Genomic DNA, 15,882 nt, shown 5'->3' with positions numbered 1-15,882 from the left:
GGTGGTGGAGTCGATCCCGATCCCCGATGACGTGAAGCGGCTCGGGGCTAAGGCAACACGCTCGATCGAGGCGTGGATTGCGAGCCTGGAGGCGGTCGCTGCCGCCGGCATCAAGGTCATCTGCTACAATTTCATGCCCGTCGTCGACTGGTGCCGCACCGATCTGGAATGGGAGCTGCCCAACGGCGCCCGCGCCATGCGCTTCGACGGGGATCGCTTTGCCGCATTCGAGTTGCACATCCTGGAGCGGCCAGCTGCACCTCAGGAATATTCGCCCGAAGCGCAAGCGCGTGCGAAAAAGCTCTTCGAAAAAATGGGCCAGGCCGACATCGATTACCTCATCATGGCCATCGCCAGCGCGTTGCCCGGTTCGACCACCGAGCCGATGACCATCCCGCAATTCCGCGACCGGCTCGAGCAGTACCGCGACATCACGCCAAAGATATTGCGCCAGCATCTCGCCGAATTCCTCGCGCGCGTCGCGCCGGTGGCGGAGCAACTCGGCGTGTCGCTGACGCTGCACCCCGACGATCCGCCGCGCCCGCTGTTTGGCCTGCCCCGCGTCGCCTCGACGGCCGACGATTATCAGGCGCTGTTTGATGCCGTGCCCTCAAAGGCCAACGGCATCTGCCTGTGCACGGGCTCGCTCGGCGTGCGCGCCGACAACAATCTGCCGGCGATGGCCGAACGCTTCGGCGCGCGCATCGCATTCGCGCATTTGCGAGCGACCAAGCGCGAGGCCGACGGCCTGTCCTTCTACGAGTCCGATCATCTCGATGGGGACGTCGACATGGTCGCCGTGCTGAAGGCACTCCTGAAGGAGAACGCACAGCGCGCGCCGGACAAGCAGATCGTCTTCCGCCCCGACCACGGCCATCGCATGCTCGACGATCTCGCCGCGACGAAGCGCACCAATCCCGGCTACACCGCGATCGGCCGCCTGCGCGGCCTCGCAGAGCTGCGCGGTGCAATCCGCGCGATCACGCATCAATAGCAGGCGGCCATCAGGTCGAGTTTGGGATACAGCTGGTCGATTGCCGCGATCTCGCTGCGCATCTGCGCGATGATCCAGTCGCGGATCTCCGCAGCAAGGGGCCGCATCGGCCGGTTGCGCGGCGGCAAGAATTCGCAGATGCGACGCGTGGTCGTGAGGGCGTCGGACGCCGGCACCAGCGCGCCGGTCAATAGCCAATGCGAGGCGACGGTCAGCCAACCGAGCGCGATGCCCTGGCCGAGCAGGGCGGCCTGTACCACGACGGCATAGTCGGTGAAGCTCAACGCCTTGGCCGGGCCGCGGCGCCTGGTAAGAAACTTTGGATAATCCGCTGCCCAGTCGCCCGGTGTCTCAGCGAGCCGGATGACGGTGTTGCGCTCCGCGGGCTCTGCCTCGCTCATGTAGCCGGGACTGCACACCGGCAGCATGACTTCTTTCATGACCAGCGTGCCGCCGGAGTAAGGCTCCTCGCGGTCGCGAAAGCGCATGCCGAGATCGACGTTCTCGACCGGCCCGCGCAGCGCGCCGGAGATGAGCTGGAAGCGAAGGTCGACTTGCGGAAAGTGTCGCTGCAGCTTGTCGATGCGAGGCATCAGCCAATGCGTGGTGAAGGCGGAAGAGACGGAGAGCGTCACGGTCTCGGTGCCCTTGCGCCGTCGCTCGATCTCGATCAACCCGGTCTCGATGCTGCGAAAGCCCTCGAGCACGCGGCGATACAGCAGTTCGCCGTCCTCGGTGAGCACCGCGCGCCCCGCTTTGCGGTCGAACAGGCGCACGCCGAGATGATCCTCGAACTGGCCGAGCATCCGGCTCACCGCGGGCTGCGTGACGTTCAATTCGGCCGCCGCCGCCGTGAAGCTGCCGTTGCGCGCTGCTGCGTCGAAGACGAACAGGGCGTTGGAGGAGGGCAGCATCCGGCGGAGCTCAGGCATAACTTGATGTTATGCGGCCAGTAACAATTTGGCAATTGCCGAGTTTTGCCAACTCTGGTGTCATTGGCATGACAGGCTAAAGACAAGGCTTGGGAGAGAAGATTGCGTGCACTTGAAGCTGCAATCGCAAGCTGATCTGCAGTCAGTGTATAAAGCAAACTTATGGCGTGCAGTGAGGCGCGCCACCTAGGGGTGTGACGAGGGTCGATCGTTGGACAAACGAGCGGAAAGCGTCGAGATAAGGTCCGCAAGCAAGGCTTACGGTGCGGTTCGCGCCCTCGATGACGTGTCGCTCAATGTCGGTGCCGGCGAGTTCGTGTCGTTGCTCGGCCCGTCCGGCTCCGGCAAGACCACGCTGCTCGGAATCCTCGGCGGCTTCATCCTGCCTTCCTCCGGCTCGATCCATTTCGGTGGCCGCGACGTCACCTACATGCCGCCACACAAGCGCGACATCGGCGTGGTCTTCCAGAACTACGCGCTGTTTCCGCATATGAGCGTCGGCGAGAACGTCGCCTTTCCCTTGCGCGCCAGGCGCCTGCCGAAATCGACCTGGCCCGACAGGGTGCGTGCCGCGCTCGCCATGGTGGGCCTCACCGGCTATGAGCATCGCGGCATTGCGCAGCTCTCCGGCGGCCAGCGCCAGCGCGTGGCGCTGGCGCGCGCCATGATCTTCGAGCCGAGCCTGATCCTGATGGACGAGCCGCTCTCCGCGCTCGACAAGCAGCTCCGCGAGTCCATGCAGATCGAACTGCGCACGCTGCACAAGCGAATCGGCGCCACCATCATTTACGTCACCCATGACCAGCGCGAGGCGCTCACCATGAGCGATCGCGTCGCCGTGATGAAGGATGGCAAGCTGATCCAGATCGACGAGCCCGCGCGCCTGCACGATCACCCCGCGGATTCCTTCGTCGCGAGCTTTATCGGCGAAGCCACGCTCTTGCCCGTCCGCCGTGTCGACGCTTGCAGCGTCGCGCTCGGCAATTCCGTGCTGCGTAGCGCCCGAGCTATCCCACCGGGCGACGCGGTGATGCTCGCGGTGCACAGCGAAAAGCTGTTGATCGACGACGGCGCTGGCGATGGGGCCAGTAACCGGCTGACCGGTACCGTCACTGATATCGTCTACCAGGGTGAGAGCCTGCGCATTTTCCTCAACCTCGCCGACGGTTCAGCGCTCAGCCTGCGCCAGCCGACCTATCACGAGGCCTATCGCCGCATTCCTCCAGTCGGCGGCAACCTCACCGTCACCCTTCACCCCGAGGACACCATCGTCGTGCCGAGGGTGGACTAGCACCCCCTTGTTCCAACCAAAGAGAAGAAGCCCAATGTCGTCCCAAGCCCCGTTCAGCAATTTCAAGGTCCTCACCTTCGACGTCGTCGGCACCTTGATCGATTTCGAGTCCGGCGTGCTCTCAGCGGTGCGCAGGATCTCGGGCAAGACGCCGGCCGAGCTCAGCGACGACAAGATCTTCGCTTCGTACAAGCGCGGCCGCGATGCGCATCCCGAACGCTCCAGCGAGGTGATGTTTCACGTCTATCGCTATCTCGCCAAGGAGCTGGGTCTGCCGGCCGACGACGCATCCTGCGACGTGTTCCAGCTCGCGGTGCTGCGTTGGTCGCCGTTCGCGGATTCGGTCGACGCGTTGAAGCGCTTGCGTACAAAATTCCGCCTGGTCGCGATGACCAACGCCGATCGCGTCGCGCTATCCTGCTACGCGCATGCACTCGGCAATCCCTTCGATGACACTGTCTGCGCCGACGATACTGGCGTTGCAAAACCCAATCCGGAATTCTTCGCCTACAACAAGGGGCGGCAGTCGGTGTTCGGCTACAAGCAGTCGGACATCCTGCACGTTGCGCAGAGCCAGTATCACGATATCGGGATCGCGCGGAAGCTCGGTTACAAGGTGTGCTGGATCGAGCGGCGCCAGGGGCTCGCCGGTTTCGGCGGAACGCCGGAGGTGCCGACGCTGACCAAGCCCGACTTCCATTTTCCCACCATGAAGGCCTTCGCGGATGCCGCCGTCGGAGCGGTGTGAGCGTGAGCGGACGTATGACAGGAAATTGGACCGCGCAGCCATCCGCCAATTCGCTATGGGCGAGCACGGCGGAGCCTGCTCGCGAATTTCCGGTCCTGTCGGGCGAGCATCACGCCGATGTGGTGATCATCGGGGCGGGCTACACGGGCCTCTCCGCAGCGCACCACATCGCCAAGAGCGGCTTGTCGCCGATCGTGCTGGAAGCAAACCGCCCCGGCTGGGGCGCGAGCGGGCGCAATGGCGGCGTGATCACCGCAAAGTTCCGCCTGTCCTTCCGCGAGATCGACGCCGCGCATGGCCGCGCGATGGCGCGGCGCATGTACGAGATCGCGCATGAATCCACCGATATGGTCGAGGAACTGGTCTCGGAGTTCGGCATCACCAGCGCGACGTTGACGCGGACCGGACAGGTCAAGGCCGCGCACAATGAGACGACACTCCGAGCCGCGATCGACGAGGCCGACTGGATGAAGCGCGAGATGGGCGATGCGGAGGTCCGCATCCTCGATAAGCGCGAGGTGCGTGACGAAACCGGCTCGGACACCTTCGTCGGCGGCGTGCTCAATCCCGGGTCGGGCGGCATCCATCCGCTCAACTATGTGCGCGGCCTCGCCGACGGCGTGGCGCGCCGCGGCGTCGCCGTCTTCCAGGACACGCCGGTTCTCAAGCTGCGACGTGCGCAAGGCGGCATCGTCGCTGAGACCCCGCAAGGCGCGGTGCGCGCAAAACAGGCGATCATCGCCACCAACAGCTATTCCGACCTGACCGACGCGACGCGGCACATGCAGCACACGCTGATCCCGTTCCGCAGCGCGATCATCGCGACCGATCGGTTGCCGCGCAATCTCGCAGGACGCCTGATGCCGACGGGCCGCACCTACACCGAGACCAAGCGCATGATGCGCTGGTTCCGCATGGTCGACAACCGCGTGATCTTCGGCGGCCGCGGCGCCTTCGGCAGGCAGGATTCGGAATCCGCCTTCGACGCGCTGCGCAAGGCGATGGTCGGCATCTTCCCTGATCTCGCGGATGTGCCGCTCGCGTTCAAATGGTCGGGCCTCGTCGGAATGACGCTGGACTCGGTGCCGCATATCGGCCGGCTCGACGAGCACACGCTGTTCGCCATGGGCTATAACGGCGCGGGCGTTGCGATGTCGAGCCTGATGGGCCGCTATCTGGCGGCCTTCGTCCGTGGCGAAAAGCCTGATGTCGGGCTGCTCGATGCGAGCCGCCTCAAGGTCATTCCGTTCTATCCGTTGCGCGAGCCCGCCGTGCGCATGGTCGCCGGCTGGTACCAGTTTCTGGACGCGATCGGGCAGTGAGTTTCTTTTTGGCGACAGAGGAGGCGAGGATGATGACGAAACTGGGCTTCAGGTTTGGACACGCGCTCCTGGGCGCATCGCTCGGCGCGTTTGGACTAGCTGGTACGACGGCCGATGCCGCCGAGCAGATCACCTTCGTCTCGCAAGGTGGTGCCTATCAGCAGGCGCAGACGGTGGCGATTCTCGATCCCTCCGCCAAGAAGCTCGGCATCACCATCAACCAGGACTCGATTCCCGACGCCTGGCCAGCGATCAAGACGCAGGTCGGCAGCGGCAAGCCAATCTGGGACGTGGTGGACACGCCGACCGGCTATTGCCTGCGCGGTGGCGAGCAGGGGCTGATCGAGAAGCTCGATTTCTCCAAGATCCCGAATGCCGCGGCGATGCCTGAGGCGTATCGCAGTCCTTATTCGGTGTCCTACGAGTTCTATTCCAGCGTGCTCGCCTTCAGCCAGAAGACCTTCCCGAAGGATGCGCCCAATAGCTGGGCCGATTTCTGGGACGTCAAGAAATTCCCGGGCCGCCGCGCGCTGCGCAATCACCCCATTGCAACGCTCGAGGCGGCGCTGATGGCCGACGGCGTCGCGCCCGACAAGCTCTATCCGCTCGATGTCGACCGCGCCTTCAAGAAGCTAGAGGAGATCAAGCCGTACATCACGGTGTGGTGGACATCGGGCGCGCAGTCCGCGCAACTCCTCAACGACGGCGAGGTCGACATGGAGATGGCGTGGAATGGCCGCGTCAGCGCGGTGGCGAAGGAGGGGGCCAAGGTCACCTTCACCTACAACCAGGGCATTTTGCAGAGCACCTCGCTCTGCATACTCAAGGGTGCGCCGAATCTCGAAACGGCGGTGAAGTTCCTCAACGAGGCCGTCGATCCCGTGCATCAGGCCAATTTGCCGCTGAACATCGACTACGGCCCGGGCAATCCGAAGGCGTTCGACACCGGCGTGATCAAGCCGGAGCGCGCCGCGCAATTGCCGAGCGAGCCCGCGAACGCCGCGAAGCAGGCGCTGATGTCCTACGCCTGGTGGTCCTCGCCGGCAGGCGAGGCGGCCGAGAAGCGCTGGGCGGCGTTCATGCAGAAGTGAGCCAGCCGGTTCGGCGGCCGCCGAACCGGAGCGATCTACCAGAGAGGCAGCGTTGACGACATCCGTGCCAGATCCATCGCAAAGGCATCAGCGCCGTGAGGACGGCCTGATGCTGGCATTGGTGTCGCCGGCGCTGCTCGTCATCCTCCTGCTGATCGTGCTGCCGGTCGGCTGGCTCGCCTGGCAGTCGATCTATCACGACGGTTTCACGCTCGAGCACTATCGCCGCGTCTTCACCGAGGACATCTACTGGCGCAGCTTCGCGCTGACCTTCGAGATCAGCCTTCTGGTGACGGTGCTTGCGCTCGTGCTCGGCTATCCGGTGGCCTATGCCGCGAACGCGGTGCCGAGGGCGTGGAGCGTCGTCATCCTGGCGCTGGTCGTGCTGCCGTTCTGGACCAGCGTACTGGTGCGCGCCTATGCCTGGCTCGCGCTACTTCAGCGCACCGGTGTGATCAATCAGTTCCTGCGCTACCTCGACGTGATCGGTGAGCCCTTGGCGCTGGTTCACAATACTTTCGGAACGGTGGTCGCGACCGTGCACATCCTCTTGCCCTTCATGGTGCTGCCGCTCTACGCCACGATGCAGAAGATTCCGAACGATTTGATGCAGGCCGGTGCGAGCCTGGGTGGGAGTCCGGCGTTCACCTTCTTCCGCGTCTTCCTGCCGCTATCGCTGCCGGGCGTGCTCGCCGGCTCGACCATGGTATTCGTGCTGTGCCTCGGCTTCTACATCACGCCGGAGCTGCTCGGCGGCGGACGCACGGTGATGGTGTCGATGCTGGTGAGCCGGAATGTCGAGCTCTACAACCAGTTCGGTGCGGCGAGCGCGGTCGCCGTGGTCCTTCTGCTCAGCGTCCTCCTCATCTTTTTCGTCGTCAGCCGCTTCATCTCGCTCGATCGCGTGTTGGGGCAGAAATGAGAACAATCTCGCCAACCCGGATCGCCTTGATCGCGGCTTGCGCGCTGGTACTGATCTATCTGATCCTGCCAGTGCTGATCATCGTGCCGATCTCGTTCTCCAGCGCGCGCTTCCTGACCTTCCCGCCACCTTCGCTGTCGCTGCGTTGGTACCAGCAATATTTTTCGAATCCTGCCTGGATGCAGGCAACGCAGGTAACCCTGATCGTTGCGGCTTTCACGGTCGTGATCGCAACGCCGCTCGGCGTCGCCGCGGCCTACGCGATCAGCCAGTCGAAACTGCGCGTCATGCGCATGATCCACATGGCGCTGCTCCTGCCGCTGGTGGTCCCGATCATCATTACAGCGGTCGGCATCTTCTTCATCTATGCAAGGGTCGGGCTGGTCGCGACGCTGCCGGGCCTCGTGCTCGCCAACGTGATGCTGGGTCTGCCTTACGTCGTCATCTCCGTGCTCGCGGGCCTGCAAAGCTTCGATCCCGCGCAGGAGATGGTCGCGCGCAGCCTCGGCATGAATCGCCTGCGCAGCTTCTTCGCGGTGACGCTGCCACAGATCAAGTCGAGCGTGGTGGCGGGCGCGATCTTCGCCTTCATCTCGGCGATGGACGAGACCATCATCGCGCTGTTCATCTCGGGTGGTCAGTACCAGCCGCTGACCAAGCGCATGTTCACCGCACTTCGCGACGAGATCGATCCGACCATTGCCGCGATCTCGACGCTGATGACGGCGGCGTCCTTCATGCTGGTCCTGCTGGCGAGCGCCCGGCAGCGGAAGAGCGGGTGAGGTGGCCCATCGGGGCGCTTGCAGCCAAAGTCTCGAAAACAACCCCATGCAAAGTAGAACAGCGATTCGCCGGCGGGGGTGCCTCGCGCGGCGTAAGGTATTGACGCATCTGGCAGAACAGCGCGAAAGACGCATCTGGCCGTGGGCAATGCGATAAGCCTGATGGGGTGGCGCCATCAGGGAGCGTCGGGCGATCGCAGCCGTTCAGGCGCGCGAACCTCAGCGCACCGCATGACAGGAGTGGCTGTGCGGATCGCTCGGAAGACACCGCTCCGGTGAGGCGACGGCTCAGCGGAAATTAAATGTCTATTTCATGCCTTATGATCCATAGTGTCTTCTGGGGACGACATTTCGCTGTGAGAGACAGGAGAAGTTAGTTGGCTGCGCGATTGCTCTTTACGAATGCTGGTCACGCTCCGAGCAACAATCTGGCCCGCAGCTTGCGAAGGGGGGCCGAGCCTGTCTTCATAGTCGGTTGTAATGACGACCAGTTCACTCTGAAGAAATCCGACGCGGACAGACACTATCTCGTTCCGCCGGTGGACCATCCGGAATGGCCCAAGGCATTGCGATGGATCGTCGAAACAGAAGGCCTGGATCTAATTGTTCCTACGGTTGATTCTGACCCGGATAGCTTGTCACGCGTGCGTAAGCACCTGAGTGAATACCTGTTCCTGCCACGCGCATCGGTGCTCGAAATCTGCCGGGACAAAAATCGTCTCATTGCGCTCTTGCGCGACAACGGCGTCGACGCCCCCGCGAGCTATCAGGTCAAGGATCTGAGGCACATCACCAGGATCTTTCAGGAATTGAGGGGCAGCAGGCCACTATGGTGCCGTGTTCGGGACGGGGCCGGCGCGCTTGGTGCGCTGCCGGTCCGGACGCCGGAGCAGGCGCGCAGCTGGATCCGGTACTGGAAGGAGATGCGCGGCGTGCCTGTCTCCTCGTTTATGCTTTCAGAGTACCTGCCAGGCCGCGATTTCGGCTGTCAAAGCCTTTGGAAGGATGGCGAACTGGTGCTGATCAAGACGTATGAACGGCTTTCCTATCTCGGGACGGGCAGCCAACCAGCGGAGGTGTCTTCCGTAGCAGCGCTCGCAAAGACCGTATTCGAACCGAAGATCGTCGACACCTGTACACGGGCGATCCGATTGCTTGATGCAAAAGTGTCCGGCGTTTTCAGCGTCGATCTCAAAGAGAATGCACACGGCGTTCCTTGCATCACGGAAATCAACGCAGGCCGGTTTTCGTCCGCAACCAACATCTTCGACCTGGTTGGAAAGCACAACATGGCCACGAGCTTTGTCCGGCTGGCGCAAGGTGTGCGGGTCGATATTGAGAGCAGTTACGACGCCGCTCCGGATTGGTACATGCTGAGAGGCATCGATGGCGCTCCCTGCATCTTCCATGCTTCCGAATTCTCAGATAACATCAAGAAACCTTGGCAAGGGGCAGGCCCCCGTCGGGGCCGCTTGCAGGCAAGGGGCAAATAGTATGGCGGATATCAAGGTCTACAAACGAGTTAACAAGGGTCGCACGTTTATCCGGGTGGCAGTCACACCCAAAAGCACAGAGACGCGTAAACTGCTTCGTCAATTCCAGGCCGGAGTCAGGGAATTTGAGAAAGATTGGAAGTCGACCAAAGCCTATCACGACGCGCAAAAGGCCAAGAAAAAGAAAAAGAAGAAAGCTGCAAAGTAGCGAAACGGAGAAACAGGTCGTCGCGACGGTCACGATCGATCGAGACCTCGATAGCCATCAGCTGGAGACGATCCAGCTCGAGCTGCGAGCTCTCGCGCGATCCTGTGGGCTGGAGATCAGCAGCATCGAGGTCGAAACCGCCGCCCGCCGCTAAGGGATGATCCGGACCCGAAGGGCCGCGTTTGCCCGGAGATCATGCTCAAAAACAGCAACCTAAAGCGCGATGACGATTCATCCTAATCTCATCGCGCTTTAGTCGCGGGAAGATTGAGCTAGCTGCCACACGCGGCATGCTCCTCCTGCGAGAATTGCATCCCGAGTTCCGAGAACAGGGCTGCGGCGATGTTGAGGTGCTGTTCGGCGGTCGTCTGCTGGCCGATCCACCGGTAGCGTTTTCCGAGCCCGAGGTGACATTGAGCCGCAAGAGGTCGCAGACCGAGCTCCTCGGCCCTGCGCAGCGCCTCGAGAAAATTTGTCTGGCATTCATCAAGGTGAGCAGCGTCTGTCGCGCCAAGCTCAGCGAGCAATCGCAGTGCATAAGCTTCGTGGCCGCGCTCGCCATGTTTGCGTGAGAGCATCAGTGCCCGTTGACCGCACCGCTCAGCCTCGACCGTCCGAAGCTTTCGCAGGTAAGCCTCGCCTAGCCGGACCAGGGTCATGGCGAGCCCGCCCAGGCGGTGCATTGCGGTCGATTCTCGTTCGGTTTCCTCCAACAATACGATGGCCTCGTCGAGGCGATTGGAGAGGCAATAGGCATATCCAAGGGACGTGCCGATGAGCGGTATCATCAGCGGCAGAATCCATGAGCGGCAGAGCTCGAGGCCCTGCTCAAGGACGCTAATGCCTCGCGGCGCCTCGCCCCGAAGGGCCAGAACGGTGCCAGCTCCGTAAAGGGAGAACCCAACGCTGTAGACGTGGTTGGCAACTTTGGCAATTTCCATGGCCTCTTCCGCAAGGCGCAAGGCATGGTCGAACTCGCCGAGCTCGGCAAGCGAACACACCAGATAGACCCGCCTGAAAACGGCTTGAACCCCGGTCGTGCCCATCGTGTCGGAGGCGAGATCACCTCGAAGGCGCCCAACAGCCTCAGACAATATTTGTACCGCACGATGATGATCTCCCCGTGCCGTCAGAGCTGCCCCTAAATGCCCGCTGACTATCGTCCGAAGCGACAGGTCGTCCAATTCGTCCGCTATGGCCATCGCGCGTTCGCCGGCCTCGATCGCCGGGCCCAACTCGCCCAGCAAGCGGTAGTATTGGCAGATGAACGATGATGCCTGACCAAGCCTTCGCTTGTCCTCGAGTTGTATCGCCTGTGCCTCCACTCTCTGAAGCTGGCCCAGGCATTTCTCAAGGTGGCCCAAGGGATGAAGTGCGTTTCTGAGGTCAAAGCGAATATCGATGGCAAGTTCGATATTGTCTTTGGTTTCGGGTAGCTTCTCGATGATCGCGAGCGCCTGTTCGAACCAGACTCGCCCGTTCTCGAGCGCCGACCGCGAGAGCGCCTTCAGTCCGGCCTGCCGCAGGTATCGAACAGCCTTGTCCGGCAACTCTCCACGAACCGCATGTTGCGCAAGGCGCTCAATGTGCTCGCCGATGCGGTCCCGATACAGATTCTCAATTGTGCCGACTAGTCGCGCGTGCAGCGCGCGCCGTCGCGCCCGCAGCAAGCCGTCATATGTTACCTCATGGGTGAGTGCGTGCACAAACGAGTACTCCACGTCCGGAAAGAATCCGGACTCGTAGAGAAAGCCGGCCGCCAGCAGCCGATCCAGCGCATCGTCCAGTGCGCCTTCCGTCAGGTCGGCCATCGGGCGAAGGACCGCCAACGGAGTTTCTCGGCCTGCAACTGAAGCAATTTGTAACAGATTCTTGTCACCAGGAAGCAGCCGATCTATGCGCGCCGCCAAAATGGCCTGGACGGTAGGGGGAGCCTGAACATTTCCAGTCGGACGCAACAACCGATAGTGACCGCGTTCTCCGGCGAGGTATTGGGTCTCCACCAGGGAGCGGACTGTTTCCTCGATGAAGAAGGGATTGCCGCCACGCGCGATCAGAAGCTGCTTGAGTGACGCGAGCTCAGGATCTTCACCGAGGAGTGCCTCCAGCAGATAGCGCGTGTCGCGGGTCGGCAACGCGCTCAGCCGGATCTGGTGGTAGTTTTCCTTGCTTCCCCAGTTGTGCTGGTAGTCGGGGCGATAACTGACAAGCAGCATGAGGCGAGCCGATCCCAGGGCAGCGACCAAGGCATCGAGCAATTCCTGCGTTTCGTTATCCACCCAGTGGAGGTCCTCGAAGATCAAGAGGACCGGTTGCTTGCAAGCCTCCCGCAGCAATAAACTCTTCACGGCCTCGATATTGCGACGTCTGCGCTGAATTGGATCGAGCGCATGCCAGCTTTGGTCATCGACCGGGATATCGAGCAGCGCCAACAGCGCGGAAAGCGTCGGTTCCAGCTTTTCGTCGAGGGCGAAGATCCTGTCGACCACCTTTCGGCGCATCTCATGAAGCTCATCCCGGTCCTGGATGCCAAAGTAGCTCTTGAGAAGCGCGATGACCGGCAAGTAGCTGGTCGCTCTGCCATGCGAGATCGACGTGCTATCGAGTACCAGCCAGCCAAGCAGACCGAGCAGCCGATTGGCATGGGTGAACTCATAGACGAGACGTGACTTGCCCACGCCCGCCTCACCAATGATCGCTACCGATTGACCCGATCCCGCGTCGGCCAGCTGCTGTGCGCGACGCAGCTCATCGAGCTCGGCCTCGCGGCCGATAAACTGGGTCAGGCCCCGAAGCGTCGCGGCCTGCAAACGAGTGCGCGCCGGCCCCGCTCCGATGAGCTCATAGACCTCCTCGGGCTCGGCAAGCCCCTTAACCGGCAGCGGCCCCAGCGACCGCGCCATGACGTATCCCTCAGCCAATCGGATGGTCTTTCTCGTCGTCAAGATCGAGCCGGGCTGCGCCATCTGCTCCATGCGGGAAGCCACGTGCACGGCCTCGCCGACAATGGTGTATTCCATGTCAAGCTCGTTGCTGATTGCGCAGATGACAACTTCGCCCGAGTTGAGCCCGACGCGAATCTTGAGGGGCTCATGGTCAGACTGCTCGGTATCGTCCGCCAATTGGGCCACGGAGTCCTGCATCATCAGCGCGGCGTAACAAGCCCGCACGGCATGATCCTCATGGGCGAGCGGCGCGCCAAAAATCGCCATGATACCGTCACCGAGGATCCTGTTGACCGTACCCTCATAACGGTGGACGGCCTCGCACATCCGCTCGAGCACAGGGTTGAGGATCGCCTGCGCGCTCTCCGGATCCTGGCCGGATATCAGGGCCAGTGAGCCGGTGATGTCTGCGAACAGCATGCTCACCTGCTTTCGTTCACCCGCGGGTTCGGCGGTGGCGGTGAGAGTGTCGTCAGGGATGAGCTGGGCAGTCCGAGGTCTCACCGCCCGAGAGTGCGCAGACAGGTAGTTTGCGACGCCCTGACCCGTTGAGTGACCGCAATGCGAACAGAACTTGGCCGTCGGTGAAACCTCAGTGCCGCAGTTTGTGCAAACGCGTGTCAGCGCTAAAGCACATTGTTCGCAGAACTTCGCCGCTGCGCCGTTTAGGTGCTGGCACCTCGGGCAAATCATTTACGTTCCTAAGAAAAGCCGTGCCCACGGTACCGTCGAACTCAATTGCCAACAAGCTAGTTTTCTGTCCAGCCGCTAAGCCTGAAGGCCCAGAATGCTGCATTTGACGCAATTAAAAGCTTCGCTGGCTTTGGTGCCGCGTGTCTGGATTTCCCACTTTCGCGGGGAATGACGGCTGGGATGTAGAAGCTCTTCCGCTCCGACGCAAGCCGCCCGAACGGGCCGCCAAGCGGCATTGCTAACCGTTCGCTTTCGCCAGCCACGCCAAAATCATCTCCACGATCTGCGTCCGGCTCTTCGCCAGTATTTTCGGCTCGCTCAGATCGCGATCGAACAGGGCGCCGAAGGTGTGGCGGTTGGCAACGCGGAAGAAGCAGTAGGAGCTGATGGCAAGATGCAGGTCGACGGCGTCGACGTCGCTGCGAAAGGCGCCTTCCTTGCGGCCGCGCGCGAGGATCCCGTCGAGCGTTGCGATCACGCTGGCGTTGAGTTGGCGCAGTTGCGGATTTTGCTTCAGATGCTTGCCGTGGTGAATGTTCTCGATGCTGACGAGGCGGATGAAGTTCGGATTGCGCTCATCGTGGTCGAAGGTCGCCTCGATCAGACGCCGCAAGCCTTCGCGCGCGTCGCAGCGCTCGATGTCAAGCTGGTCCTCCAGCGCACGGATGTTGCGATAGGCCTCCGCCAGCACCGCGAGATAGAGCTGCTCCTTGCCGCCGAAATAGTAATAGATCATCCGCTTGGAGGTGCGGGTGCGTGCAGCAATCGCGTCGACCCGCGCGCCGGAATAGCCCTCGGAGGCGAATTCCTGCGTTGCCACTTCGATGATGTCGCGCTTGGTGCGCTCGGGGTCGTTGGTGCGCTTGTGGGCAGGGGGCATGCGCTTCAGCATCACGGTTTCTCCCGCCAGTTTGTATGGATCACCTTGAAGGTGAAGGCAAATTTCGCAACTCCGGGCACGGCTTCGATGTGGCCTTGCGTAAACGTACTAGTTCGTACATTATGACGGAAACAGAGTGACGGCAAGTCACCGCTGCTCCGGCGCAGCCCAGCATGGTCGCCGGCAAAGACGCGGGATCTGCCGCACATCACACGGGGAGGAATTTCATGACGTTGACGTCAACTGCATCGCTGCACGCGCCCGTCGCAACGGAAGCCGCGCAGAACAAGCTGCCGAAGCGCGCCGCGCTCGTCAGCTTCGTCGGCAGCATGCTCGAATACTACGACTTCTTCATCTACGGCACTGCGGCCGCGCTGATCTTTCCAAAAGTGTTCTTCGCCAATGTCGATCCCTCGACGGCGACGCTGCTCGCGCTGCTCTCGTTCGGCATCGGCTATATCGCGCGTCCCGTCGGCGCCGTCATCCTCGGCCATTTCGGCGACCGCATCGGGCGCAAGACGGTGCTCTTGTTCACGCTGGTGGTGATGGGCGCCTCGACGCTTGCGATCGGCCTGTTGCCGGATGCCAAGACGATCGGCAACGCCGCGCCGATCATCCTGACGCTGCTGCGCCTGTTGCAGGGCCTGTCGGCGGCCGGCGAGCAGAGCGGCGCGAACTCGCTGACGCTCGAGCATTCCGCCAACTCCAACCGCGCGTTCTTCACGAGCTGGACGCTGAGCGGCACGCAGGCAGGCGCGATCCTGGCGACGCTGGTGTTCATTCCCGTCGCCAGCATGCCGGAAGATCAATTGCTGAGCTGGGGCTGGCGCATTCCGTTCCTGCTCTCCGCGCTGGTGCTGCTGGTCGCCTACCTCGTGCGGCGGACCATGCCGGAGACGCCGGTCTTCGCGGAGATCAAGGACAAGGATCAGGTCGCCCGCTTTCCAGTCGTCGCGCTCTTGCGCGACTACTGGCCGGACGTGCTGCGCGTGATCGTCTGCGCGTTGATCGCGACCGTCAGCACCCTGACCGCGGTGTTCGCACTCGGCTATGCCACCAGCAAATTCGGCGTTGCGCGTCCGACCATGCTGTGGGCCGGCGTGCTCGGCAATGTCGTGGCGCTGGTTGCGCAGCCGCTCTGGGCGTTGCTCGCCGACAGGATCGGCCGCAAGCCGGTGTTCATCGGTGGCGTGCTCGGCTGTGCCGTGCTGCTGTTTCCCTATTTCATGCTGGTGACGTCGGGCAGCACGCCGGCGATCTTCGCCGCCGCGATTGGCATGTACATCGTCTATTCCGCGCCAAACGCGATCTGGCCGTCGTTCTATGCGGAGATGTTCGAAGCGCGCGTGCGCTATTCCGGCACGGCGATCGGCACCCAGCTCGGCTTCCTCGCCGCCGGCTTCACGCCGCTGGTGAGTGCGAGCCTGGTCGGCGAGGGGCCGCAGGGCTGGATTCCCGTCGCGATCTTCGTCGCCGCCTGCTGCGTGATCTCGGCTGCGGCTGCCGCAACGGCGCGGGAGACGCACAGGGTCGACATCGCCGATCTCGGCAGACGGCGCGGTTGAAGCAAGGAGCGACGTT

General features: G+C 62.5%; 13 protein-coding genes. 10 read left to right on the top strand and 3 right to left on the bottom strand.

All coding sequences use genetic code 11. The features are described 5' to 3' along the window. Nucleotides 1-994, top strand: a 994-nt coding sequence (gene uxuA, locus Q3C01_RS35345) for a mannonate dehydratase (protein ID WP_458149895.1), incomplete at its 5' end; no start/stop codon positions are given. Here the strand turns inward: uxuA and Q3C01_RS35340 are convergent. Continuing rightward, the gene (locus tag Q3C01_RS35340) at nt 988-1,926 is read right to left on the bottom strand and encodes a LysR family transcriptional regulator (protein WP_458149894.1); all 939 of its coding nucleotides are present in this window, start codon (nt 1,924-1,926) and stop codon (nt 988-990) included. The genes uxuA and Q3C01_RS35340 overlap by 7 nt on opposite strands. Before the next feature lie 211 nt (nt 1,927-2,137). Here Q3C01_RS35340 and Q3C01_RS35335 point away from each other — a divergent pair, with 211 nt between their 5' ends. The 8 genes from Q3C01_RS35335 to Q3C01_RS35300 all read left to right on the top strand — a co-directional run bounded on the left by Q3C01_RS35335 (nt 2,138) and on the right by Q3C01_RS35300 (nt 9,783). Beyond that, the gene (locus tag Q3C01_RS35335) at nt 2,138-3,217 is read left to right on the top strand and encodes an ABC transporter ATP-binding protein (protein WP_458149893.1); all 1,080 of its coding nucleotides are present in this window, start codon (nt 2,138-2,140) and stop codon (nt 3,215-3,217) included. A 34-nt stretch (nt 3,218-3,251) separates the two neighbouring features. After that, nucleotides 3,252-3,965, top strand: a complete 714-nt coding sequence (locus tag Q3C01_RS35330) for an HAD family hydrolase (RefSeq protein ID WP_458149892.1) — start codon at nt 3,252-3,254, stop codon at nt 3,963-3,965. A gap of 14 nt (nt 3,966-3,979) precedes the next feature. Next, nucleotides 3,980-5,287: an NAD(P)/FAD-dependent oxidoreductase gene (locus tag Q3C01_RS35325; protein WP_458149890.1), complete on the top strand. Its 1,308-nt coding sequence runs from the start codon at nt 3,980-3,982 to the stop codon at nt 5,285-5,287. A 29-nt stretch (nt 5,288-5,316) separates the two neighbouring features. Further along, the gene (locus Q3C01_RS35320; protein WP_458149889.1) at nt 5,317-6,378 is read left to right on the top strand and encodes an ABC transporter substrate-binding protein; all 1,062 of its coding nucleotides are present in this window, start codon (nt 5,317-5,319) and stop codon (nt 6,376-6,378) included. Between the two features lie 109 nt (nt 6,379-6,487). Next, nucleotides 6,488-7,300 carry an ABC transporter permease gene (locus Q3C01_RS35315; RefSeq protein WP_458149888.1) on the top strand — a complete coding sequence of 271 codons (813 nt, stop codon included), beginning with the start codon at nt 6,488-6,490 and terminating at the stop codon, nt 7,298-7,300. After that, nucleotides 7,297-8,082 carry an ABC transporter permease gene (locus Q3C01_RS35310; protein ID WP_458149887.1) on the top strand — a complete coding sequence of 262 codons (786 nt, stop codon included), beginning with the start codon at nt 7,297-7,299 and terminating at the stop codon, nt 8,080-8,082. Before Q3C01_RS35315 ends, Q3C01_RS35310 begins: the two co-directional genes overlap by 4 nt. Before the next feature lie 377 nt (nt 8,083-8,459). Next, entirely contained in the window at nt 8,460-9,575 is a 1,116-nt protein-coding gene (locus Q3C01_RS35305) for an ATP-grasp domain-containing protein (RefSeq protein WP_458149886.1), read from the top strand. A gap of 1 nt (nt 9,576) precedes the next feature. Then, nucleotides 9,577-9,783, top strand: coding sequence for a hypothetical protein (locus Q3C01_RS35300; protein WP_458149885.1), 207 nt, complete (start codon nt 9,577-9,579; stop codon nt 9,781-9,783). A 272-nt stretch (nt 9,784-10,055) separates the two neighbouring features. Here the strand turns inward: Q3C01_RS35300 and Q3C01_RS35295 are convergent, their stop codons facing one another. Together Q3C01_RS35295 and Q3C01_RS35290 are read right to left on the bottom strand one after the other, a co-directional pair. Next, complete coding sequence (locus tag Q3C01_RS35295; protein WP_458149884.1) at nt 10,056-13,421, bottom strand: adenylate/guanylate cyclase domain-containing protein; 3,366 nt, start codon at nt 13,419-13,421, stop codon at nt 10,056-10,058. Between the two features lie 238 nt (nt 13,422-13,659). Continuing rightward, a complete protein-coding gene (locus tag Q3C01_RS35290) occupies nt 13,660-14,313 on the bottom strand; it encodes a TetR/AcrR family transcriptional regulator (protein ID WP_458149883.1) in 654 nt (217 codons plus the stop codon). Between the two features lie 215 nt (nt 14,314-14,528). On the opposite strand from Q3C01_RS35290, the gene Q3C01_RS35285 reads away from it, so the two are divergent. Continuing rightward, nucleotides 14,529-15,866 (top strand): MFS transporter, encoded by a 1,338-nt coding sequence (locus tag Q3C01_RS35285; protein ID WP_458149882.1) that lies wholly within the window; start codon nt 14,529-14,531, stop codon nt 15,864-15,866. The last annotated feature ends 16 nt before the right edge of the window (nt 15,867-15,882 follow it).

This window comes from Bradyrhizobium sp. UFLA05-109 (genome assembly GCF_054185165.1).
Note: the sequence above shows the minus strand (reverse complement) of the source record. Positions and strands in the feature narration are given on the sequence as shown.

Coding starts and splice junctions, on each gene's coding strand:
- Q3C01_RS35340 (WP_458149894.1), bottom strand. CDS start 1,926: ATGCCTGAGCTCCGCCGGATGCTGCCCTCCTCCAACGCCCTGTTCGTC.
- Q3C01_RS35330 (WP_458149892.1), top strand. CDS start 3,252: ATGTCGTCCCAAGCCCCGTTCAGCAATTTCAAGGTCCTCACCTTCGAC.
- Q3C01_RS35325 (WP_458149890.1), top strand. CDS start 3,980: ATGACAGGAAATTGGACCGCGCAGCCATCCGCCAATTCGCTATGGGCG.
- Q3C01_RS35320 (WP_458149889.1), top strand. CDS start 5,317: ATGATGACGAAACTGGGCTTCAGGTTTGGACACGCGCTCCTGGGCGCA.
- Q3C01_RS35315 (WP_458149888.1), top strand. CDS start 6,488: ATGCTGGCATTGGTGTCGCCGGCGCTGCTCGTCATCCTCCTGCTGATC.
- Q3C01_RS35310 (WP_458149887.1), top strand. CDS start 7,297: ATGAGAACAATCTCGCCAACCCGGATCGCCTTGATCGCGGCTTGCGCG.
- Q3C01_RS35300 (WP_458149885.1), top strand. CDS start 9,577: ATGGCGGATATCAAGGTCTACAAACGAGTTAACAAGGGTCGCACGTTT.
- Q3C01_RS35295 (WP_458149884.1), bottom strand. CDS start 13,421: ATGATTTGCCCGAGGTGCCAGCACCTAAACGGCGCAGCGGCGAAGTTC.
- Q3C01_RS35290 (WP_458149883.1), bottom strand. CDS start 14,313: ATGCTGAAGCGCATGCCCCCTGCCCACAAGCGCACCAACGACCCCGAG.
- Q3C01_RS35285 (WP_458149882.1), top strand. CDS start 14,529: ATGACGTTGACGTCAACTGCATCGCTGCACGCGCCCGTCGCAACGGAA.